This window comes from Duganella dendranthematis, from assembly GCF_012849375.1.
Classification (GTDB): Bacteria; Pseudomonadota; Gammaproteobacteria; order Burkholderiales; family Burkholderiaceae_D; genus Rugamonas; species Rugamonas dendranthematis.
Map to the genome: position 1 here is coordinate 1887438 of NZ_CP051684.1, position 21748 is coordinate 1909185.

At 63.3% G+C, this 21748-nt stretch carries 19 protein-coding genes and 2 pseudogenes; 9 read left to right on the forward strand and 12 right to left on the reverse strand.

What is annotated here, in order from left to right; all coding sequences use genetic code 11:
• The first annotated feature begins 8 nt into the window (after positions 1–8).
• Positions 9–641 (forward strand): hypothetical protein, encoded by a 633-nt coding sequence (locus HH213_RS08780; RefSeq protein ID WP_110845504.1) that lies wholly within the window; start codon positions 9–11, stop codon positions 639–641.
• A 266-nt stretch (positions 642–907) separates the two neighbouring features.
• On the opposite strand, the gene rsmA is transcribed toward HH213_RS08780, so the two are convergent.
• The 4 genes from rsmA to HH213_RS08800 all read right to left on the reverse strand — a co-directional run bounded on the left by rsmA (position 908) and on the right by HH213_RS08800 (position 6605).
• Positions 908–1687 carry a 16S rRNA (adenine(1518)-N(6)/adenine(1519)-N(6))-dimethyltransferase RsmA gene (gene rsmA / locus HH213_RS08785; protein ID WP_169112010.1) on the reverse strand — a complete coding sequence of 260 codons (780 nt, stop codon included), beginning with the start codon at positions 1685–1687 and terminating at the stop codon, positions 908–910.
• The gene (gene pdxA / locus HH213_RS08790; protein WP_169112011.1) at positions 1684–2763 is read right to left on the reverse strand and encodes a 4-hydroxythreonine-4-phosphate dehydrogenase PdxA; all 1080 of its coding nucleotides are present in this window, start codon (positions 2761–2763) and stop codon (positions 1684–1686) included. The genes rsmA and pdxA overlap by 4 nt, the downstream gene beginning before the upstream one ends.
• Positions 2764–2793: 30 nt before the next feature.
• Positions 2794–4275 (reverse strand): peptidylprolyl isomerase, encoded by a 1482-nt coding sequence (locus HH213_RS08795; RefSeq protein ID WP_229260863.1) that lies wholly within the window; start codon positions 4273–4275, stop codon positions 2794–2796.
• A gap of 83 nt (positions 4276–4358) precedes the next feature.
• Positions 4359–6605 (reverse strand): LPS-assembly protein LptD, encoded by a 2247-nt coding sequence (locus HH213_RS08800; protein WP_229263359.1) that lies wholly within the window; start codon positions 6603–6605, stop codon positions 4359–4361.
• Between the two features lie 108 nt (positions 6606–6713).
• Here HH213_RS08800 and HH213_RS08805 point away from each other — a divergent pair, with 108 nt between their 5' ends.
• The 5 genes from HH213_RS08805 (at position 6714) to HH213_RS08825 (ending at position 12324) form a co-directional block, all read left to right on the forward strand.
• On the forward strand, positions 6714–7757 hold the full coding sequence (locus tag HH213_RS08805) for an aminoglycoside phosphotransferase family protein (RefSeq protein ID WP_110845508.1): 1044 nt from the start codon (positions 6714–6716) through the stop codon (positions 7755–7757).
• A gap of 10 nt (positions 7758–7767) precedes the next feature.
• Entirely contained in the window at positions 7768–8502 is a 735-nt protein-coding gene (gene murU, locus HH213_RS08810; RefSeq protein WP_169112012.1) for an N-acetylmuramate alpha-1-phosphate uridylyltransferase MurU, read from the forward strand.
• Entirely contained in the window at positions 8502–9842 is a 1341-nt protein-coding gene (gene pepP, locus HH213_RS08815) for a Xaa-Pro aminopeptidase (RefSeq protein ID WP_169112013.1), read from the forward strand. The genes murU and pepP overlap by 1 nt, the downstream gene beginning before the upstream one ends.
• Positions 9843–9919: 77 nt before the next feature.
• Positions 9920–11038: an FAD-dependent monooxygenase gene (locus tag HH213_RS08820; protein ID WP_229263456.1), complete on the forward strand. Its 1119-nt coding sequence runs from the start codon at positions 9920–9922 to the stop codon at positions 11036–11038.
• A 17-nt stretch (positions 11039–11055) separates the two neighbouring features.
• Positions 11056–12324 carry an SEL1-like repeat protein gene (locus tag HH213_RS08825; RefSeq protein ID WP_169112015.1) on the forward strand — a complete coding sequence of 423 codons (1269 nt, stop codon included), beginning with the start codon at positions 11056–11058 and terminating at the stop codon, positions 12322–12324.
• Here the strand turns inward: HH213_RS08825 and HH213_RS08830 are convergent.
• From HH213_RS08830 to HH213_RS08845, 4 genes are read right to left on the reverse strand one after another with little or no spacing between them, the layout of a single operon-like run.
• Positions 12318–12767 (reverse strand): hypothetical protein, encoded by a 450-nt coding sequence (locus HH213_RS08830; RefSeq protein WP_169112016.1) that lies wholly within the window; start codon positions 12765–12767, stop codon positions 12318–12320. The genes HH213_RS08825 and HH213_RS08830 overlap by 7 nt on opposite strands.
• Before the next feature lie 41 nt (positions 12768–12808).
• Positions 12809–14287, reverse strand: coding sequence for an NAD(P)(+) transhydrogenase (Re/Si-specific) subunit beta (locus tag HH213_RS08835; RefSeq protein ID WP_169112017.1), 1479 nt, complete (start codon positions 14285–14287; stop codon positions 12809–12811).
• The gene (locus tag HH213_RS08840) at positions 14284–14598 is read right to left on the reverse strand and encodes an NAD(P) transhydrogenase subunit alpha part 2 (RefSeq protein ID WP_110845514.1); all 315 of its coding nucleotides are present in this window, start codon (positions 14596–14598) and stop codon (positions 14284–14286) included. The genes HH213_RS08835 and HH213_RS08840 overlap by 4 nt, the downstream gene beginning before the upstream one ends.
• 14 nt (positions 14599–14612) lie before the next feature.
• Entirely contained in the window at positions 14613–15725 is a 1113-nt protein-coding gene (locus HH213_RS08845) for a Re/Si-specific NAD(P)(+) transhydrogenase subunit alpha (protein WP_169112018.1), read from the reverse strand.
• Between the two features lie 221 nt (positions 15726–15946).
• Between HH213_RS08845 and HH213_RS08850 the strand changes: the two are divergent.
• Positions 15947–16443, forward strand: a pseudogene (locus HH213_RS08850) (NUDIX hydrolase).
• Between the two features lie 3 nt (positions 16444–16446).
• Positions 16447–17547, forward strand: coding sequence for a tRNA 2-thiouridine(34) synthase MnmA (mnmA, locus tag HH213_RS08855; RefSeq protein WP_169112019.1), 1101 nt, complete (start codon positions 16447–16449; stop codon positions 17545–17547).
• 61 nt (positions 17548–17608) lie between these two features.
• On the opposite strand, the gene HH213_RS08860 is transcribed toward mnmA, so the two are convergent.
• The 3 genes from HH213_RS08860 to HH213_RS08870 all read right to left on the reverse strand — a co-directional run bounded on the left by HH213_RS08860 (position 17609) and on the right by HH213_RS08870 (position 19592).
• Positions 17609–18049, reverse strand: coding sequence for a response regulator (locus HH213_RS08860; RefSeq protein ID WP_169112020.1), 441 nt, complete (start codon positions 18047–18049; stop codon positions 17609–17611).
• A 13-nt stretch (positions 18050–18062) separates the two neighbouring features.
• A complete protein-coding gene (locus tag HH213_RS08865) occupies positions 18063–18839 on the reverse strand; it encodes a 5'-3' exonuclease (RefSeq protein WP_110845703.1) in 777 nt (258 codons plus the stop codon).
• Between the two features lie 81 nt (positions 18840–18920).
• Positions 18921–19592: a glutathione S-transferase gene (locus tag HH213_RS08870; protein ID WP_110845519.1), complete on the reverse strand. Its 672-nt coding sequence runs from the start codon at positions 19590–19592 to the stop codon at positions 18921–18923.
• 152 nt (positions 19593–19744) lie between these two features.
• Here HH213_RS08870 and HH213_RS08875 point away from each other — a divergent pair.
• Positions 19745–21357 (forward strand): annotated as a pseudogene (locus tag HH213_RS08875) (FMN-binding glutamate synthase family protein).
• A 3-nt stretch (positions 21358–21360) separates the two neighbouring features.
• Here HH213_RS08875 and HH213_RS08880 read toward each other — a convergent pair.
• A complete protein-coding gene (locus HH213_RS08880) occupies positions 21361–21657 on the reverse strand; it encodes a BrnA antitoxin family protein (protein WP_169112021.1) in 297 nt (98 codons plus the stop codon).
• Positions 21658–21748: the final 91 nt, after the last annotated feature.

The following is a 21748-nucleotide window of genomic DNA, read 5'->3' on the forward strand; positions in this document are numbered from 1 at the left end:
AGAAATACATGAAATTTTCGTTAGTACGCGCCGTTGCGGCGCTGGCCGTGGTGGCCACCATCGCCGCTTGCGGCGGCAAGCAGCAGTTCACCGTACAGGGTTCGATCAGCAGCCTGAACAACAGCGGCCTGATCCTGGGCAACGGCGGCGAGCAGCTGAGCGTGGCGTCCGGCGCCACCAGCTTCGCCTTCACCAAGCAGATCAGCTACGGCACCGACTACAACATCACCATCATCAAGCAGCCTGACCACATGACCTGCGCGGTCTCGGGCGCCACCGGCTCGGCCGGCTACAACGTCGCCATCCAGGCGCTGGTGTCCTGCACCCAGAACAGCTACTCGCTGGGCGGCCAGTACAGCGGCATCACCCCGGCTGCCGACGGCACCGCGCGCACCGTGACCCTGCTGAACGGCTCGACCGGCGGTACCGCCGTGCTGACCAGCGGCGTCGCCGCCACCTCCACCACCGCCAGCACGCTGACCCCGAGCGGCGACTTCAGCTTCGGCACCTTTGTGGCCGACGGCCAGGCTTACGGCGTCACCATCGTGCCGCCAACCAACGGCCTGACTTGCACGCTGACCAACGGCACCGGCGTCATGCACGACGCCGCCGTGACCAACCTGGTGTTGACCTGCCAGTAAGAAGCAAGCTGCGCCGCCGAACAGCGGCGCAGGGTAGTGACGAGGAGATATGCGATATCAAAATAATTGATATTCGGAAAATAAAGTGGCGTGATATGGCGCGACGCACCATACTGCACTTGTCTCCTCCACTTCTTGCAAAGGAAATGGATTTAAGCCCGCTAGCTTTAGCGGGCTTTTTTTTACCCCAAACAAAAGGGTCGGACCCCGTACGGGGTCCGACCCTGGCCGCAGTGGTGTGCGGGTTGCTGCGGTGCCGCTTGCTGTTACTTCAACAGATTCGCCAGCGCGACGTACTGCGCCAGGCCCACGGTTTCCGGGCGGTCGGTCGGATTGATGCCGGCTTCGATGATCTGCTCTTCGGTGAACATGCCAGCCAGGCAGTTGCGGATCACCTTGCGGCGCTGCGAGAAGGCTTTCAGCACCACCGCCTCCAAGGTCGGGCCGTCGCAAGCCAGCGGCTTGGCGACCGGAATCATGCGCACGATGGCCGACTCCACGCGCGGCGGCGGATCGAACGCTTCCGGCGGCACCACGAACAGCAGCGACATGTCATAGCGCCATTGCAGCATCACCGACAGCCGGCCATACACCTTGCTGCCCGGCGGCGCCACCATCCGTTCCACCACCTCTTTTTGCAGCATGAAGTGCTGGTCCTGCACCAGCGGCGCAAAGGTCGCCAGGTGGAACAGCAGCGGGCTGGAGATGTTATACGGCAGGTTGCCGACGATGCGCAGCTTCTTGCCCTCGGCCGCACCTTGCACCGGGATGGCGCTGAAGTCGAACTTCAGGGCGTCGCCCGAATGCACTGTCAGCTTGTTGCGCGGGTAGGCTTTTTCCAGCCGCGTCACCAGGTCACGGTCCAGTTCGACCACATGCATGTGCTTGAGCGTGCGCAGCAGCTGGTCGGTCATGGCGGCCAGGCCGGGGCCGATTTCCACCATGGTGTCGTCGACGTGTGGATCGATGGCCTCGGTAATACTGCCCAGCACGTGCTGGTCATGCAGGAAGTTCTGGCCGAAGCGTTTGCGGGCTACGTGTTTCATATTTTATTGTCCAAAGAATGATTTGCCATGGCGAGCGCCGTGTTGATCGCCTGTTCCATGCTGCCGCAGTCGGCCTTGCCGAAGCCCTGCGCGGCCAGGTCCAGCGCCGTACCGTGGTCGACCGAGGTGCGGATCAGCGGCAGCCCCAGCGTGATGTTGACGCCGTTGCCGAAGGTGGCGTATTTCAGCACCGGCAAGCCCTGGTCGTGGTACATGGCCAGCACGCAGTCGGCGTCTTTCAGGTATTTCGGCTGGAACAGCGTGTCGGCGGGATACGGGCCGCGCGCATCGATGCCGCGCGCCTGCGCCGCCGCGATGGCCGGGGTGATGATCTCGATTTCCTCGCGTCCCAGGTAGCCGCCCTCGCCCGCATGCGGGTTCAGGCCGCACACCAGGATGCGCGGCTGGGCGATGCCGAACTTGGCGCGCAGGTCGGCGTCGATGATGTCCAGGATGCGCGCCAGGCCGTCCTGGCTGAGCGCCGCCGCCACATCCTTCAGCGGCAGGTGGGTGGTGGCCAGCGCCACGCGCAGTGGCTGACCGTGCTGCTCGCCTTCAATGGCTTGCGGCCCAGCCAGCATCATCACCACCTGCGGCGTGCAGGTCTGGTCGGCAAAGTATTCGGTATGGCCGGAGAATTTGACGCCGGCGTCGTTGATGGTGCTCTTTTGCAGCGGCGCGGTGACCACCGCCTCGAACCAGCCGGCCTGCACGCCCTCGATGGCGGCGTCCAGCGTGGCCAGCACGGCGCGGCCGTTGACCTTGTCCAGCTTGCCGGGCACGACATGCGCGTCGAGCGGCACGTCGATCACGGTGATGCGGTCGGCGCCGAAGTGCGGCAGGCCGCCGTTGCGTACCGCCATCAACGACAGCGACGACACACGGATGGCCGGATCGAGATCGGCGGCCGTCATGGCCAGGAAGGCGGCGTCGCCGAGCAGCACGCAATTGACGTCGTGCCGCCGCGCCCACGCCGCGCGCAGCGAGATTTCCGGCCCGATGCCGGCCGGCTCGCCGACCGTCACCGCAATGGCGGGGCGCACTCCCGGGCGCCGTCTGGATGAAGTGGCGCTCATGCGTGCTCCCCTTTCTGCTTACTGTTTCACTTACTTGTTGGCGTTGGCGTTGGCGGCTTTGTCGTCGTCGTTGCGGTACTCGACGTAGGCACGGTCGCGCACTTCGCGCTGCCAGCTGTCGGTGGCGTCTTCCAGCTTGCGTTCACGCAGCGCCTGGCGCGCATTGTTACGCTCGCGCTCCTTGGACTGGTCGTCGGTCTTGCGCTCCAGCACTTCGATCAGGTGGATACCGAAGCTGGTTTCCACCGGCTGGCTCACTTCGCCGATCTTCAGCGCATTCATCGCGGTTTCGAATTCCGGCATGACGTCGCCCGGTTGCAGCCAGCCCAGATCGCCGCCCTTGGCCGCCGAACCGTCTTGCGACACCAGGCGCGCCAGGTCTTCAAACTTGGCGGCCCCGTTGTCCAGGCGCTCCTTCAATTCCAGCGCCTTGCGCTTGGCGTCGGCCGCGCTCATGGTCGGCGTCACCTTGATCAGGATGTGGCGGGCGTGGGTCTGCTGCACCGCAGCCACCGCTTGCGCGTCGGCCAGGCTGCGGCGGTCGACCGCCTTCAGGATGTGGAACGCGCCCACGCTCTTGATGATCGGCGTCACCTGGCCCGGTTGCAGCTTGACCAGCGCTTCGGCAAACACCGGCGGCAGGCGCTCAGGCTGGCGCCAGCCCACCGCGCCGCCCTGCAACGCATCGCTGGCGTCCGAGTAGGTGGCGGCCATCTTGGCGAAGTCGGCGCCGGTGCGCAGCTGGCGCATCACTTCTTCGGCGCGCGCGCGGCGCTGGGCGATCACTTCGGCCGACGCGTTGTCCGGGATGCGCACCATGATCTGCGAGATGTTGATCTCGAACTGCTCGGCGGCGGCGGCTTTCTCGGCGGCGATGAAGCTGTCCACCTCGGCGTCGGAAATCTGGATCTTGCCGTCGACTTCGTGTTCACGCAGGCGCTGCATGATGATTTCTTCGCGAATCTCTTCGCGGAACGAGGCGAACGGCGTACCGTCCTTTTCCATTTGGTCGCGCAGCTGCTGTACCGACAGTTTCTGCGCTTCGGCGATGCGCTGAATGGCGCGGTCGAGTTGCAGGTCGTCGACGCGCACGCCCATTTCCTTGGCCAGTTGCAGTTGCGAACGCTCGACGATCATGCGCTCCAGCATCTGGCGACGCAAGTCGGCCGGGTCCGGCATCTGCGCGTTCTGCGCCTTCATGCGGGCGGTCACGGTCTTGATGCGGTTGGCCAGCTCGCGCTGGGTAATGACGTCGTCATTGACCACCACCACGATCGAATCGATGGCTACATTGCCCGATTCACCCGGCGGCAGGAAGCCGGCGCCGTCTTTCTTGTCGGCAGCAGGCTTGGCCGGCGCGGCGTTGGCGGCCGAGGCTGCCGTTGCGGCCGCAGCAGGCGCAGGCGCCGGCTCGGTTTTCTTCTTCGACGAGAACAGGCTGCAACCACTCAAGGCGGCCGTGCACAACAGGACTGCGAGGACTTTCATCTGGTACTTACTGGCATTACGCATGGTAGAACGCTCAAGAGTCAGGTGTAAAAAAGACAAGGGGCGCCGACGCGTTTTTTGCGCGGCGGCGCCAAGTGTACATCGAGTTAGCGGCCATAGCCCTCATTCAGGCGCTGATAGCCCGGAATGCTGGCCTTCATGGCCTCCAGCGGGCTGCCGACGCCCAGGTGCGACAGGCCGTTCAGCTCCAGCTGGAAGAAGATCTGGGTCGACGCTTTGGTCGAGGTGGTCACGAAGCGCTGCGCGCCGGTGCGGAACACCCAGCAATCGGCGTTATATTCGAGGCCGACCAGGCTTTCCAGGATTTTCTTGCCCTGCAGCGAGTAGCTGATGCGGCCGACGCCATACCAGCGCTGGAAGATCGGCCACTGGCTCGACAACTCGATATTCTTGAAGCTGTCGCGCAGGTAGCGGTAGCCCAGGTTCAGCACCTTCTTCGACCCCGGTATCCATTGCGCGGTATAGCTTTCCGACACCACACGGCGCTCGCCCTGGTTGTACTGCACCGCGCTGTCGAACATCCAGGTGTCCGAGATGCGGCCGGTGGCGGCCAGCAGGATGTCGGAGCGGCTGTCGCCCACCGGCGTCGACGAATCGAGCTGCACGCGCTGGTCGCGGAAGTAGAAGCGCTGGCCAAACGCCAGGCGTAGCGCTTCGGCGCCGTTGGCGTCCAGGAAGCGCGAGGTCAGCGCGGCGGTCAGCTGGTTGGCGTCGCCGATCCGGTCCGAGCCGACGAAGCGGTTTTCGCTGAAGATCTGGCTGAAGTTGAAGGTGGCCGCATCGGTGTCGAAGGTCGGGAACTTGCTCTGGTCGCGGTATGGCGTGTTGACATAGAACAGGCGCGGCTCCAGCGTCTGCGTCATGCTCTTGCCGCCCCACTTGATGTCGCGCTCGAACACCAGGCCGGAGTCCAGCGAGAAGGTCGGCACCGCGCGCGACAGGTTCTCGGCGCCGGCGCCCTGGTAGGAGTCAAGCTGGTAGGTGGCGGCGTTGAGCATCACCTTCGGCGTGATGAAATAGCTCGGTCCGATGATCGGGTAGCTCAGCTGCGGAATCGCCACCAGTCGGGTGCCGTTGATCAGCGTCGGGTGGTAGAAGCGGGTCAGCTCGGCGTTGAAGGCCCAGTCGAAACCGCCGGCCACGTCGTACTGCGCGGCGTTGAAGTTGATCGCCGGCAGGCGGTCATACGGGCGCGACACGAACAGCGACGGGTCCACCACCGATTCCGGGTCCTGCAGCACCTGGTACTTCTGCACGCGCGCGGTCAGGGTCCAGAAATCGCCGTGGTAGTCGGTGCGCAGTTCGCGCAGCAGCTGCCGGTCGGTCGAGCTGGTGACGGTCTTGGAAAAGTCATTCGGATAGTTGTCGTCCGACGCCGCGTTGAAGTTCCAGCTGAAGTCCCACCGCTTGGTGATGTCCTGGGTGTGGCTCGAGCGCACCATCCAACGGTCGCTCTTTTCATCCGGGTTGGCCTGCGCATACTCGCGGTCATGCGGCATGAATTCGAGATAGGTTTCGCCGCGGTAGAAACCGCCGTCGGTCTCGCCCAGGTAGCGGCCCAGCGCGCCGAACTGGATGCCGCGGTTGGCAATCACTTTCGGGTACAGCGTCAGGTCGCGGTTTGGCGCGATGTTGACGTAGTACGGCACCACCAGCTCGGCGCCGTTCTTGGAACCGAAGCCGGGCGTCGGCGACAGCCAGCCGGAGCGGCGCGCGCCCGACAGCGAGAACGACATCGCCGGCGTGCCCAGGATTGGCACGTCCTTGAAATAAATCAGCGTCTTGCCGGCGGTGCCGACGTCGCGGCCGGAATCGAGGTTCAGCGTGTCCGACTTCAGGTACCAGTCCGGGTCGAAACCCTGGCAGGTGCTGTAGGTGCCATTGACGATCACCGCCTCGTCTTCGTTGATGAAGTCGAGGCGCTCGGCCTTGCCCTGCGCGTGGTTGGCTTCCAGCTTGTAGGTCGGGTTGAGCATATAGCCCTTGCCGCTGTCCATATTCAGCTTCAGCTCGTCGCCGGTGAAATAGTCGCCGAAGCGCCAGATCTTGACGTTGCTCTTGGCCTCGACCTCGTTTTCGACTTGCCGGTAGCAGGCGCTATCGGCGTTGACCTTGGTCTTGTCCTTGACGATCTCGGCATTCCGTTCCAGGTTGACTTCCCGCTCTGGACGGCCGCTGAGGTCCTCGGCCTTGACGATGGTGACGGCGTCCTTGTCTTCCACGCGCGGCGCGCGCTGCTTGGGCGGCGCGCTCTGGGCATAGGCGACCGAAGGCAACGCCGAGACAGTGAAGATAGCGGACAAGGCATACGCCAAGCGCTGCAATTTGGGCATGCGTGTCATGAAAAGAAGGGACCAAGCACCATGAAAGGCGATTTTTTGATTTGAATCCCTTATTATATGGGAATCTTCACCTGACGCCGGTTTCCTCGGCATGCTTCAATGTCTTTATTACAGAATTTAACTTCCGATACACGTCTGGCACTGTTGGCAACCTGGCTGCGCGGCCTGAAGGTGGTCGATGTCGACAGTATTCGTCCGGCGTCGGCCGACGCCAGCTTCCGCCGTTACTTCCGTGTCAACGTCTTGCCCGAACAACAAGCGGCGCTGGGCCTGACCCTGATCGTCATGGACGCTCCGCCCGAACGCGAAAATGTACTGGGCTTCGTCAAAGTTGACGAAATGCTCACGCACGCCGGGGTCACCGTGCCGCGCATCGTCGCCACCGATTATGAAGCCGGCTTCATGCTGCTGTCCGACCTCGGCAACACCACTTATCTGTCGGCGCTGACCCACGACAACGCCTCGACCATGTACGCCGAGGCGCTGGAAGCGCTGGTCAAGTTCCAGATCACCAGCCGTCCCGACGTGCTGCCGGAATACGACCGCGCCTTCCTGCAGCGCGAAATGAGCCTGTTCCCCGAGTGGTACATCGGCCAGCACCTGAAAGCCACGCTGACCGACAAGCAGAGCGCCGAGCTGCAAGCCGTGTTCGACGCCATCCTGGCCAACGTCACCGCCCAGGCGCAGGTATTCGTGCACCGCGACTTCCACTCGCGCAACCTGATGGTGGTGGACGCCAACAATCCCGGCGTGCTGGACTTCCAGGACGCGCTGTACGGCCCGATGACCTATGACCTCGCCTCGCTGCTGCGCGACGCCTACGTGCAGTGGGACGAAGAACTGGTGCTCGACTGGGCGATCCGCTACTGGCAGCACGCCCGCTCGCTGGGCCTGCCGGTCAACCAGGACATCGACGCGTTCTACAAGGACTTCGAGTACATGGGCCTGCAGCGCCACCTGAAGATCCTCGGTCTGTTCTGCCGCCTCAACTACCGCGACGGCAAGGCGCAATACCTGGACGACCTGCCGACCGTGATGGACTACGTGCGCAAGACGGCCGGCCGCTACAAGGACCTGCGTCCGCTGGTCAGGCTGCTCGACCTGCTGGAAGACAGCCAGCCGCAAGTCGGCTACACCTTCTGAGGCGGCGCGCATGAAAGCGATGATCTTCGCCGCCGGACGCGGCGAACGCATGCGTCCACTGACCGACACCACGCCCAAGCCGCTGCTCAAAGTGCGCGGCCGGCCGCTAATCGTCTGGCACATCCTCAACCTGGTCAAGGCCGGCATCACCGAGATCGTCATCAACCACGCCCACCTGGGCGACCAGATTGAGCAGACCCTCGGCGACGGCAGCCAGTTCGGCGCCAAGCTGCTGTACTCCCGCGAAGAAAAGGCGCTGGAAACCGCCGGCGGCATCGCCCAGGCGCGCGCGCTGCTGGGCGAAGAACCGTTCGTCGCCATCTCCGGCGACATCTACGTGCCCTACTTCGACTTCGAGCAGGTCAAGGACGTCTTGCACGACAAGGACATGTGGGGCAATCCCTACCCGGCCGACAAGCGCGACATCTGCTGGCTGTACATGGTGCCCAATCCAGACTGGCATCCGGACGGCGACTTCGGCCTGACCATGTACTCGCTGACCAATGACGGTGCGCCGAAATGGACCTTCGGGAACATCGGCGTCTACCGCATGGAGATGTTCGACCGCATCGCCGCCGGCGAGTATGCCAAGCTTGGCCCGCTGCTGCGCGAATACGCCGACAAGAAGCAGGTGGGCGGCGAAGTGTACGAAGGCGAATGGCACAACGTCGGCACGGTGCAGCAGCTCGATCTGCTCAACGCGCCGCGCGCCGCGCTGGCGGCGGCCGGCAAGGGCCGGCAGTGATGCAGCCCATGACCACAGGCGCCGACGTGGTCCGCTACGCTGATCGGCGCGCGCGCCTGCTGGCGCAACTGCCGGCCGGCGCCGTGGCCGTGCTGCACACAGCCCCCGAAGTCACGCGCAACGCCGACAGCGAATACCTGTATCGCCACGACAGCTACTTCTATTACCTGACCGGCTTCACCGAGCCGGAAGCGGCCGTGGTGCTGGTCGCTGCACACGGCGACACGCCGGCGCGCGCCATCCTGTTCTGCCGCGAAAAAAACCTCGAACGCGAAATCTGGGAAGGCTTCCGCTACGGCCCGGAAGCCGCGCGCGCAGCCTTCGGCTTTGACGAAGCCCACACCATCGACGCGCTGGACGAACGCATGGCCGCGCTGCTGTCGAATGCGCCGGCGCTGTACTACGCGCTGGGCGGCACGCTCGACACGCGCGTGGCCGGCTGGCTGTCCGCAGTACGCGCCAAGGCCCGCACCGGCGTCACCGCGCCGGCCGTCGCCGCCGACCTGCTGCCGCTGCTGGACGACATGCGTCTGCTGAAGGACGCACACGAACAGGCCATCATGCAGCGCGCCGCCAACATCTCGGCACAAGCGCACATCCGCGCCATGCGCGCCGCCCGCGCCGGCGTCCACGAATACGAACTGGAAGCGGAGCTGCTGTATGAATTCCGCCGCAATGGCGCGCAAGCACCAGCCTATAACTCCATCGTGGCGGCCGGCGCGAACGCCTGCGTGCTGCACTACAGCGCCAACAACGCGCAATCGCGCGATGGCGACCTGGTACTGATCGACGCCGGATGCGAACTGGATGGCTATGCCTCCGACATCACCCGCACCTTCCCGGTCAACGGCCGTTTCAGCGCGCCGCAAAAGCGCCTGTACGAACTGGTACTTGCCGCGCAAGCCGCCGCGCTGAAGGCCATCGGCCCCGGCTTGCCCTACGCCGGCGCGCACGAAGCGGCGGTGCAGGTAATGGCGCAGGGCATGCTGGATCTGGGCCTGCTGAGCGGCACATTGGACGACGTCATCGCCGGCAAGCGCTACACGCAGTTCTACATGCACGGCACCGGCCACTGGCTGGGCATGGACGTGCACGACGTCGGCCAGTACCGCGACGTCACGCTGGCCGACAAGCCATCGCGCACGCTGCAAGCGGGCATGGTGGTGACGGTGGAACCGGGCATCTACGTGCGGCCGGCCGCCGGGGTGCCGGAAGAATACTGGAACATCGGCATCCGCATCGAAGACGACGTACTGGTGACCGCCGACGGCCACACCATCCTGAGCGCCGCCGCGCCCAAGACCGTGGACGAGATAGAACAACTGATGCAGCAACCATGACAGACACCAGCAACCGCACCACCGATATCGCTGCTGCGACAGTGGCAGCGCCGACCAGCGTGGCGCCCGACTACGACATGGCCATCTGCGGCGCAGGGCCGGCCGGCATGGCGCTGGCGGCGTTGCTGGTCAAGCGCGGCGTGCCTGCTCACCGCATCGCCCTGATCGACGCCAAGACGCTGGCGCAAGCCAGCACCGACCCGCGCTCACTAGCGCTGTCCTGGGGCAGCCGGCAGATACTCGAAGAGATCAGCGCCTGGCCGACCGCCGCCACCGCCATCGAACAAATCCACGTCTCCCGTCGCGGCCAATTCGGCCGCAGCCTGATCGACCGCAAGGACTACGACCTGCCGGCACTGGGCTACGTCACCCGCTACGGCGCCATCGTCACCGCCTTGGGCGCCGAATGCGAACGCGCCGGCATCGTCTCGCTGCGCCCCGCGCGCGTGCTGACACTGGATGAACAAAGCGACGCCGTCACCCTGATCCTGGACGCCAACGGCGCACCGCAAACGCTGCGCGCCGCCATCGTGGTGCAGGCCGAAGGCGGCCTGTTTAACGAGCAGCTGGTGCGCGCCGTCAACCGCGACTACCAGCAAACCGCCATCATCGCGCAGGTGCGCAGCAGCACCCCGCCGCCGCACCGCGCCTACGAACGCTTCACGGAACAAGGCCCGCTGGCGCTGCTGCCACAGAATGACGAATACTCGCTGGTGTGGTGCGTGCGTCCGCAGAATGCCGACGCGCTGATGGCGTTGAACGACAAGGACTTCCTGTCGGCGCTGGGCCAGGCCTTTGGCGACCGAGTTGGCAGCTTCACGCACGCCACGCCGCGCCTCGGCTTCCCGTTGGGATTGAACGCCGCAGCGCACAGCACCGCGCGCACCGTCACCATCGGCAACGCCGCGCAGACGCTGCATCCGGTGGCAGGCCAGGGCCTGAATCTTGGCCTGCGCGACGTCACCGTGCTGGCGCGCCTGCTGGCCCAAGGCGCCACGCCGGAGAAGCTGGCGCAATACACCGAGCTACGGCAGCGCGACCGCAGCACAACGGTGCGCCTGACTGACACCATGGCCCGCGTCTTCGCCAACGAATCGCCACTGCAAGGACTGCTCGGCCTCTCGCTGGCCGCCATCGACATGGTCGGCCCCGCGCGCAGCCTGCTGGCCGAACTGATGATGTACGGCCGTCGCTAACCAAACCATTCACCACCATGAAACATCTGATTGCCATCCTGAGTATCAGCCTTTGTTTCATGACCAATGCGGCCGAACGGCCGCCAGCTGCCGCTGATCCGTTCGCGCCGGTCGTCGTGCGCGACCTCACCGCGCTGGCGGAGCAAGGCAATGTGGAGGCGCAATTGCAGCTTGGTCAGTTGTATCAGGCGGGGAAGCGTGTGAAGCAGGACAGCCTGCTGGCATACCAATGGTTTGCGAAGGCCGCAGCAGCCAACAACGCCGAAGCGCAATTAGAGCAAGGCTGGATGAACCAGTATGGGAAAGGCGTGCCGGTCAATCTTGAGCGCGCGGCCGAGTTGTATCGCGCGGCCGCCGAACAAGGCAATGCATCGGCCCAGTTTCATCTCGCACAATGCTACGTCAAAGGCACTTGCGCCAAGCAGGATTACCAGCAAGCGCTCGAATGGCTGCGCCGTTCCGCCGCAGCCCATGATTCTCGGGCTCAGAACACACTGGGTTACATGTACGATTCCGGCTATGGCGTGCAGCAGGATTACACCGAAGCGCGACGCTGGTATATGTTGTCTGCCGCTACTGGCAACAGCACTGCACTGTTCAATGTCGGCATCATGCACGAAGAAGGCAAGGGCATGCCACAGGACTATCGCCAGGCCCACATCTGGTTCGAGCGCGCGGCGCAAGCGGACGACGACACCGCGCTCGCGTGGCTGGGCAAGCATTTTGAATTGGGACAAGGCGTCGACATCGACAAAGCCAAGGCATTCTCCCTGTATATGCAGGCAGCGCAAGCCGACGATGCTTATGGACAGATGCGACTCGGCGCGGCGTACGAGGATGGTGTCGTCGTCAAAAAAGATTACACGGCGGCCGCAAAATGGCTACGCCTCGCAGCAGATCAAGGCAACGACGAAGCGCAACGACGACTGGCGATGCTCTATCAAAGCGGTAATGCGGGGGATGTCACCGCCGAGGAATACACCAAGTACCTAAGGCAATCTATCGAACAGGGAAACCAGACTGCCGTGGCGGATTGGGGACTGCTGATGCTCAACGCAGTTACCCCAGACCACATGCACTTGGCGGAGAACGCGGTAGCGATGCTCCGGCGATCCGCAGAAAAAGGCAACGCCGTGGGCCAGATGCGGCTAGGCCGCGCTTACAGTCTTGGCTTGGGCGTGCCCAACGATTCACAACTGGCGCAGCAATGGCTACGCCGCGCGGCAGCACAAGGCAATACAGATGCCAAGGGCTTCCTGAAGAAGATTTACGATATCGATCAGTGAGCCGTGTATGCGGATTCCGCCGGTTGCTGCGTCATCAGTCCAGCAGCCTGGGCGCCAAAACTTTCGTAGTCCGGCTTCATGCAGCGGACGTTCGACACCACGCGGCTGAACCGCGTGATCAGCCGGTTCGAGTTATCCAAGGCCGTCGCAAACGACCAGGTTTCGTCCCAGCAATCGCCCTGCGATGAGTCGATGGCAAAGATCACGGCATCGAAATTATATTGAACTGCCTTGAATTTTCCTGGCTTGATCTCTTTCCAACGCCGATCCTCACCCAGCGTGAAAACTTCTGCCTTTTCCCCATAAAGGTGCAGCCGCACTTTCATTCCTGCGGGTTCATTGTGCTCCGTTGGTGGCGGCGCCCAATTCAACGTCCCCTCCCAATTCCCATCCAGGAAGTGCGGCGTCGCCGTTTCAGCATCGGCAGCGGATGCGAGTTGCATCGATGCTGCCGCCAATATCATGCATAGCAGTTTTCGCAGAATCACTCGACAGCCTTGACCATATCCTCGATAACCTTCTTGGCGTCGCCGAAGACCATCATCGTGTTGGGCTGGTAGAACAGCTCATTGTCCAGACCCGCATAGCCGGACGCCATCGAACGCTTGTTGACGATGATGCTCTTGGCCTTGTACGCCTCCAGGATCGGCATGCCGGCGATCGGCGATTTCGGGTCCTTGGCGGCCGGGTTGACCACGTCGTTGGCGCCCAAAATCAGCACCACGTCGGTCTGCCCGAATTCACCATTGATATCCTCCATCTCGAACACCTGATCGTACGGCACTTCGGCCTCCGCCAGCAGCACGTTCATATGCCCCGGCATGCGCCCCGCCACCGGGTGAATCGCATACTTCACGTTGACGCCGTTGTAGGTCAGCTTGGCCACCAGCTCCTTCAGCGCATGCTGTGCGCGCGCCACCGCCAGGCCGTAGCCCGGCACAATGATCACGCTCTCCGCATTCGCCAGGATAAACGCCGCATCATCCGCAGAACCCGACTTGACCGGCCGCTGCTCCTGCGCGCCGCCGCCGCCCGCCTCCGCCGGCGCACCGCCAAAGCCGCCCAGGATCACATTGAAGAACGAGCGGTTCATGGCCTTACACATGATGTACGACAGGATGGCGCCCGACGATCCCACCAACGAACCGGCGATGATCAGCATCGCGTTATTCAGCGAAAAGCCGATGCCCGCCGCCGCCCAGCCGGAATAGGAGTTCAGCATCGACACCACCACCGGCATATCGGCGCCGCCGATCGGGATGATGATCAACACGCCCAGCGCGAACGCAATCGCGGTCATGATCAGGAACGGCACCCAGGCCGGCGCGCTGCCGCTATCGGCCACAAACACCAGACCCAGGCCAACCATCAGCAGCGCCAGGATCAGATTGAGCCAATGCTGGCCCGCAAAGCTGACCGGCGCGCCCTGGAACAAACGGAATTTGTATTTGCCCGACAGCTTGCCGAACGCGATCACCGAACCTGAGAACGTAATGGCGCCGACGAAGGTACCGATAAACAGCTCGATGCGATTACCGAACGGCAGCGGCTCGCCTGCCGGCACAATGCCAAACGCATGCGGCTCAGATACCGCAGCCACCGCGATACACACCGCCGCCAGACCAATCAGCGAGTGCATCGCCGCCACCAGCTCCGGCATCTTGGTCATCTCGACCTTCTTGGCCAGCACCGCGCCGATGCCGCCGCCGACGATCACGCCGATCGCCACCAGCCCCAGTCCCAGGCCGCTGCCGTGGCCCGCCGCTGCCGCAGCCGCAGCTTCCGACTGCAGCTTGAGGATCAGCGCAATGGTCGTCACAAACGCAATCGCCATCCCCGACATGCCGAACGCATTGCCGGTGCGCGCGGTAGCCGGCGACGACAAGCCTTTCAGCGCCTGGATAAAGCACACCGATGCGATCAGGTACAGCATCGTCACCAGATTCATGGAGATGAAGCTCATGCTTTATCTCCTTGTTTGGCTTTTGGTTCCTTCTTCTTGAACATCTCCAGCATGCGCTGCGTGACCAGGAATCCGCCGAATACATTGACGGCGGCCAGCGCCACCGCCACCGTGCCGGCGATCTGCCCGACCAGTCCTTCGGTGAGCGAGGCCGCCAGCATGGCGCCGACGATGATGATGGCCGATACCGCATTGGTGACCGCCATCAGCGGCGTATGCAGCGCCGGCGTCACGGTCCAGACCACGTGGTAGCCGACGTAAATGGCCAGGACAAAAATAATCAGATTAATAATGGTGTGGCTGACTTCCATAGTGTCTCCCCGGTTTATTTGCGCAGCAATTCGCCGCCGCTGCTCAGCAGCGTGGCCTTGATGATCTCGTCCTCGCGGTCAATCACCAGCTTGTCTTCCTTGTCGATGATCAGCTTGAGGAAGTCCAGCACATTGCGCGCGTACAGCGCCGAAGCATCGGCCGCCACCAGCGTCGCCAGATCCGGCTCGCCGACGATATGCACACCATGCTTGACCACCGTTTTGTTCAGCTCCGACAGCGGGCAGTTGCCGCCTTGCGACACGGCCAGGTCGACGATCACGGAACCCGGTTTCATCGCCCTCACCGTTTCTTCGGAAATCAGCACCGGCGCCGGACGGCCCGGAATCAGCGCGGTGGTGATGATGATGTCGGCCAGCTTGGCGCGTTCGTGCACCAGTTCGGACTGGCGGCGCATCCAGTCGGCTGGCATCGGCCGCGCGTAGCCGCCCACGCCCTGGGCGATTTGCTTCTCTTCGTCGGTCAGATACGGCACGTCGATGAACTTGGCGCCCAGCGACTCCACCTGCTCCTTGACCGGCGGCCGCACGTCGGACGCCTCGATCACCGCGCCGAGACGCTTGGCGGTGGCAATCGCCTGCAAGCCGGCCACGCCGACGCCCATGATCAGCACCCGCGCCGCCTTCACCGTGCCGGCCGCCGTCATCAGCATCGGCATGAAGCGCTGATACAGATTGGCCGCCACCATCACCGCCTTGTAGCCGGCGATGTTGGCCTGCGACGACAGCACGTCCATCGACTGCGCGCGCGTGATGCGCGGCACGGCTTCCAGCGCAAACGCCTGCAGCCCGGCCGCCGCCATGGCGGCGTTGTTGTCTGCATCAAAGGGGTTGAGCATGCCGATCACCACCGTGCCCGGCTTGATCTGCGCCCGTTCCTCGGCATTCGGGGCACGCACCTTGAGAATCACTTCGGCCGACCAGACCTCGCTGGCAGGCACGATTTGTGCACCAGCTGCAACATAGGCGTCGTCGGTGACGGAGGCGGCCAGGCCGGCGCCGGCCTGCACCAGGATCTGGTGCTTCGCGGCAAGTTTTTTGACGGTCTCCGGGGTGGCTGCTACCCGGGTCTCCCCCGGCCGTGTTTCGGCCGGTACGCTTATTCTCATGGTGCCTCCATTCGATTAATAAACTGACTACAATCTAACATGGAACTTTGGGCGGAGCGCCCCTCATTTGGGCACAATCATAAGGAACAATGCATTCCTTATACATAATGGTTTCGTCAATTCAAGTATAACTATTTGTCATTAATTACCCGCTAAATTTGTTCCAGCGCAAACCAAAAGCCCGGAACAAGCTAAAATGTCGGCTCTTTCAAGGATGACTCATGCCGCGTATCTGGAAACCCTCTGTTACTGTTGCCGCAATTGTCGAAAAAGATGGCAAGTTCTTGCTGATCGAAGAAGAGACCAGCGATGGCATCCGCATCAACCAGCCTGCCGGTCATCTCGACCCGTATGAATCGCTACAGCAGGCCGTGATCCGTGAAACGCTGGAGGAAACCGCCTACGACTTCACGCCGACCGCGCTGGTGGGCATGTATATGTCGCGCTACACCTCCAACCGCACCGGCGAGGAAGTGACGTATCTGCGCTTCACCTTCTGCGGCTATCCCGGCGAAAAGCATGACCGCCCGCTGGACGAAGGCATCCTGCGCACCATGTGGCTGACGCGCGACGAACTGGCCGCCTGCGCCGACCGTCACCGCAGCCCGACGGTGCTGCAATGCGTCGACGAATATCTGGAGGGCCGCCGCGCCCCCTGGAACTGGTACAAACACATGCTTCCGTCTACAAGGAAGCGATTAGCACTGCGAATGGATAAGTAATGAGTAACGGGTCGGGCAAAAAAAGAGTCGTCATCGGCATGTCGGGCGGGGTGGATTCCTCGGTCTCGGCGTGGCTGCTGAAGGAACAGGGTTACGACGTGGTCGGCCTGTTCATGAAGAACTGGGAAGACGATGACGACTCCGAATACTGCTCGACGCGCCAGGACTGGATCGACGCCGCCTCGGTGGCCGATGTGGTGGGCGTGGATATCGAAGCGGTCAACTTCGCCAGCGAATACAAGGACCGCGTGTTCGCCGACTTCCTGCGCGAATACCAGGCCGGCCGCACGCCGAACCCGGATGTGCTGTGCAACGCCGAAATCAAATTCAAGGCCTTCCTCGACCACGCGATGACGCTGGGCGCGGATCTGATCGCCACCGGCCACTATGCGCGCGTGCGCCACGACGGCGGTAAGAGCGAGCTGCTGAAGGCAATCGATCACACCAAGGACCAGAGCTACTTCCTGCACCGTTTAAACCAAGCGCAGTTGTCGAAGACGCTGTTCCCGCTGGGCGAAATCCCGAAAACCGAAGTGCGCAAGATCGCCGAGAAACTCAAGCTGCCGAATGCGGCCAAGAAGGATTCGACCGGCATCTGCTTCATCGGCGAGCGGCCGTTCCGCGAGTTCCTGAACCGCTACCTGTCGTACAAACCGGGCCCGATGATGACGCCGGAGGGCAAGGTGGTGGGCGAGCACGTGGGCCTGTCGTTCTACACGCTCGGCCAGCGCAAGGGCATCGGCGTCGGCGGCATGAAGGAGTACAAGAATCCGGATGGCAGCAGCGATGCCTGGTATGTGGCGAAGAAGGATATCGTCAACAACGTGCTGTACATCGTGCAGGGCCATGACCATCCGTGGCTGCTGTCGCCGGCGCTGCGCGCCGACCAGGCCAGCTGGGTGGCGGGCGAGGCGCCAGAAGCGCGTGCGCTGTCAGCCAAGACCCGCTATCGCCAGGCCGATGTAGCGTGCGAAATCGCGCCGGAAGGCGCATCGGATTTCGCGTTGAAGTTCATGGAAGCCCAGTGGGCCGTCACGCCCGGCCAGTCGGCCGTACTGTATGACGGCGACGTCTGCCTGGGCGGTGGCATCATTGCCTGAACCCGCACGCGGGGTCTGACCCCGCACGGGGTCAGACCCCTGACGGCCGCAGGCCCCGGGTTTAAGGAGCAGCTGGCTCTCCGCCCTCCGCCGGCGGAGTATCGCCGGCAGCTTTTTCCATCGCCGCGCGCTGGCGCTTGACCATCGCGATCACCACATTCCGTATCGTATTCAGCACCGTATCGGCCTTGAACGGCTTGACGATAAAGCCGCTCACGCCCATCGCATGCGCCGCCTGAATAGTGGCCGCATCCAGCTCGCTGGACACCATGAAGATCAAGGTCTTCGGCCAGTTGGTGCGGATTTCGCGAATCGCCTCATCCTCTTTTTCAATCTGCTCGCGGGCCACGCACACAATGTGCGGGTGGTGCTTGATCAGTTGCACCATGGCGCTGGCGCAGGTGTGGGTCGCGCCGACCACGTCGTAGCCGCCGTCCAGCAGCACCGTGTTGAGCAGGCCGCGCGCCACGGCGCTAGGGTCGATAATGACTGCTTTTAACATCTTGCAAACCTTGTTATAAATGGGACCAGGCCAGCATGTTCCACGTAACGCCAACCCGCACGTCCGTTTTCAACGCCACCAGTTGTCGAGAAAGATACAGCATTTCACGTTCTTTTCGTAGCGTTTCCCCCAAGGAATCTTTAAGAATCCCCGCGCCGGCCATGATGGCGTCCAGAGTGCCGTATGTACGCAACAGTTTGGCGGCGGTTTTGACGCCCACTTTGGACACGCCGGGGATCGAATCGGTGACATCGCCCATCAGCGCCAGCAGGTCCGGCAGCTGCTCGGCCGGCACGCCCCACTTCTTTTCGACCCAGGCGTGGTCGTGCCATTCGCTCTTGAAATGGTCCCACACGCGGGCGCCATGGGCGATCAGGCCATGCAGGTCTTTGTCGGTAGAGGCGATGGTGGCTTCGCCGCGGCCCTCGGCCAGCCAGCGCAGCACCACGGTGCCGATCACATCGTCGGCCTCGACTTCGGGCACCGACACCACGTGCATACCGAAGCCGCGCAGCTTGTCGTAGAAGGCCGGCAGCGCCTCGCGCAGCGGCGACGGCATCGGCGCGCGGCCTTCGCGGTAGCCGGCGTACAAATCGTGGCGCCAGGTGTTGCCGCCGAAATCAAAGGCCGGCAACAGGTGGGAGGGTTCGTGGTCGTTGACCAGCGTGCGCAGCGAAGACAGCGCGTGGCGCAGCGCGATGTCGGCCTTTTCGGGGCTATCAGGTTCGGGACTGGCTTCGTAGACGCGGCGCACAATATTGAGGCCGTCGATGGCAAGGAGTCTACCCATGTTCAACTTCATCCGGGCTTTGATCAAGCCGCCATTCTACCCGACTGGACTGATGCGGCGGCATGCGCCGCATCAAGAAGCTTACTTCAGCAGTTCATATGGACCGCCGCGTTCGAGGGCGCGCTGGAAGGCCGGGCGGCTGTGGATGCGTTTCAGGAAGGCTGCCAGCTTGGGACGCGACTCGTCCAGGCCGCCGCGCGCGGAGGCGGCTTCCAGCGGGAAGCTCATCTGAATGTCGGCGGCCGTGAACTCGCTGCCGGCGAACCATTCACTCTTGCCCAACTCGGCTTCGAGGTAATCCAGGTGGGTGGCAATCTGCGGCAGGATGTAGCTGCCCTTGACCTTCTGCGCAATGCCGCGCGCGATCGGCTTGACGAAGAACGGCGCCGGACTGGTCTCGACCCGGTCGAAGATCAGCTTCATCAGCAGCGGCGCCATTGCCGAGCCTTCCGCGTAGTGCAGGAAATAGGTCCAGCGACGGCGCTCTTCGGTCCCGGCCGGCGGGATCAGGCGACCATTGCCATAGGTGTCGATCAGGTATTCGGCGATCGCGCCAGACTCGGCCACGACGACGCCGTTATCGCTGATCACCGGCGACTTGCCCAGCGGATGGATCTTCTTCAATTCCGGCGGCGCCAGCATGGTCTTCGGATCGCGCTGGTAGCGCACGATCTCGTACTCCAGGCCCAGTTCCTCCAGCAACCACAACACCCGCTGCGAGCGCGAATTATTCAAGTGATGAACGACGATCATGTGACTTATCCCGAGAAAAAAGAACGGCCGTGCGCCGTAACGCCGCTAGCTTAGCACTAACCGCGCCGACACGGGCCTCCCCCTGATCGGGATGGATTCCTACGAGAAACAGCAGTACACTCGACAGCTCCACAGCCGCCGCCGGAGTATTCATGAATTTGCTGTCACCACGTTATCTCGCCTTCAACGCATCGATCATCACCCTGCTGGCCTCGCTGGCGTTAAAGGCGCCGTGGGAAATTACCGCCGTCGCAGCCGCGCTGACCGTCGTCGGTATCAGCGACCTGCTGCAAACCCGGCGCGCGCTGCGCCGCAACTACCCGATCCTGGCGCACTTCCGTTTCTTTTTCGAATCGATCCGCCCCGAAATCCGCCAATATCTGCTGGAAGATGACACGGTGGCCGAACCGTTTTCGCGCAACCAGCGCAGCATCGTCTACCAGCGCGCCAAGCAGGACAGCGACAAGCGCCCGTTCGGCACCCAGCTCGACGTCTACGCCCCGGCTACGAATGGATCAACCACTCGATCGCGCCGGCGCCGGAACAAGATCCCAACTTCCGCATCGAGATCGGCAACCACCCGGACTGCCCGCGCGCCCAGCCCTACTCGGCCAGCGTGTTCAACATCTCGGCCATGAGCTTTGGCGCGCTGTCGGCCAACGCCATCCTGGCACTGAACGGCGGCGCCAAGCAGGGCGGCTTCATGCACGACACCGGCGAAGGCAGCATCAGTCCCTACCACCGCCAGAACGGGGGCGACCTGGTGTGGGAAATCGGCTCCGGTTACTTCGGCTGCCGCAACGACGACGGCACCTTTTCGGAGGAACGCTTCGTCGCCAACGCCAGCGCGCCGCAGGTCAAGATGATTGAGCTGAAGATGTCGCAAGGCGCCAAGCCGGGCCATGGCGGCGTGCTGCCGGGCGCCAAGGTCACCATCGAAATCGCCCAGACGCGCGGCGTGCCGGTCGGCCGCGACTGCATCTCGCCATCGCGCCACTCGGCCTTCAGCACGCCGATTGAAATGCTGGAATTCATCGACCGCCTGCGCAATCTGTCGGGCGGCAAGCCGACCGGCTTCAAGCTGGCGATCGGTCACCCTTGGGAATTTTTCGGCATCGTCAAGGCCATGCTGGCGACCGGCATCGTACCGGATTTCATCGTGGTCGATGGCGGCGAAGGCGGCACCGGCGCCGCGCCGCTGGAATTTACCGACCACGTCGGCACGCCGCTGCAGGAAGGCCTGCTGCTGGTGCATAACACGCTGGTCGGCGCCAACCTGCGCGACAAGATCAAGATCGGCGCCTCGGGCAAGATCATCACCGCGTTCGACATCGCCCGCACGCTGGCGCTGGGGGCGGACTGGTGCAACTCGGCGCGCGGCTTCATGTTTGCGCTGGGCTGCATCCAGTCGCAAAGCTGCCATACCGACCGCTGCCCGACCGGCGTGGCGACCCAGGACCCGGGGCGCCAGCGCGCGCTGGTGGTGCCGGACAAAATCCAGCGCGTGGCCAGCTTCCACAAGAACACCATGGAAGCGCTGGCGCAGCTGATCGCCGCCGCCGGCATGACGCATCCATCGCAACTGCGGCCGCGCCACCTGGTGCGGCGCATCTCGGAAAACCAGGTCAAGCTGGCCTCGGCCTTGCTGCCGTACCTGGAGAAAGGCGAACTGCTGGACCCGAGCCAGCTGTCGCGCCTGCCGCCGGTATTTGGCCAATACTGGCCGATGGCGCAAGCCGAGTCGTTCGATCCTTACTGCGGCTGAGTCTTATTTGGGGAACGGCACGTAACCGCGCCGGATCGCCCATTCGCGCAGCACGGCATTAATGCCCTGCTGCCAGTCATCGCCCTGCCGCTGGAAAGCCGCGATAGTGGCGGCATCAAACGCCATCGTCAGCGTCACGGTCGGCGGACCCGGCGGCGCCAACAAGCGCGCCCGCCATGGCCGGAATTGTGCCAGCTCTTCCTCGGTCAAAGGCTGCGCGTCCGGATCGGACAGTGCCGCCGCAGTGATGATGGCCGACTCTTCCGGAGTCGGCAGGATAATTTTACTTTTGTCCAACATAACGCCATGCCTCCTCAGAACTGGCTTTTGCACCAGCTGATTAGACATATCACATGTTGCAGTGGTTCCGGACCAATGATCAGCCCAAAGG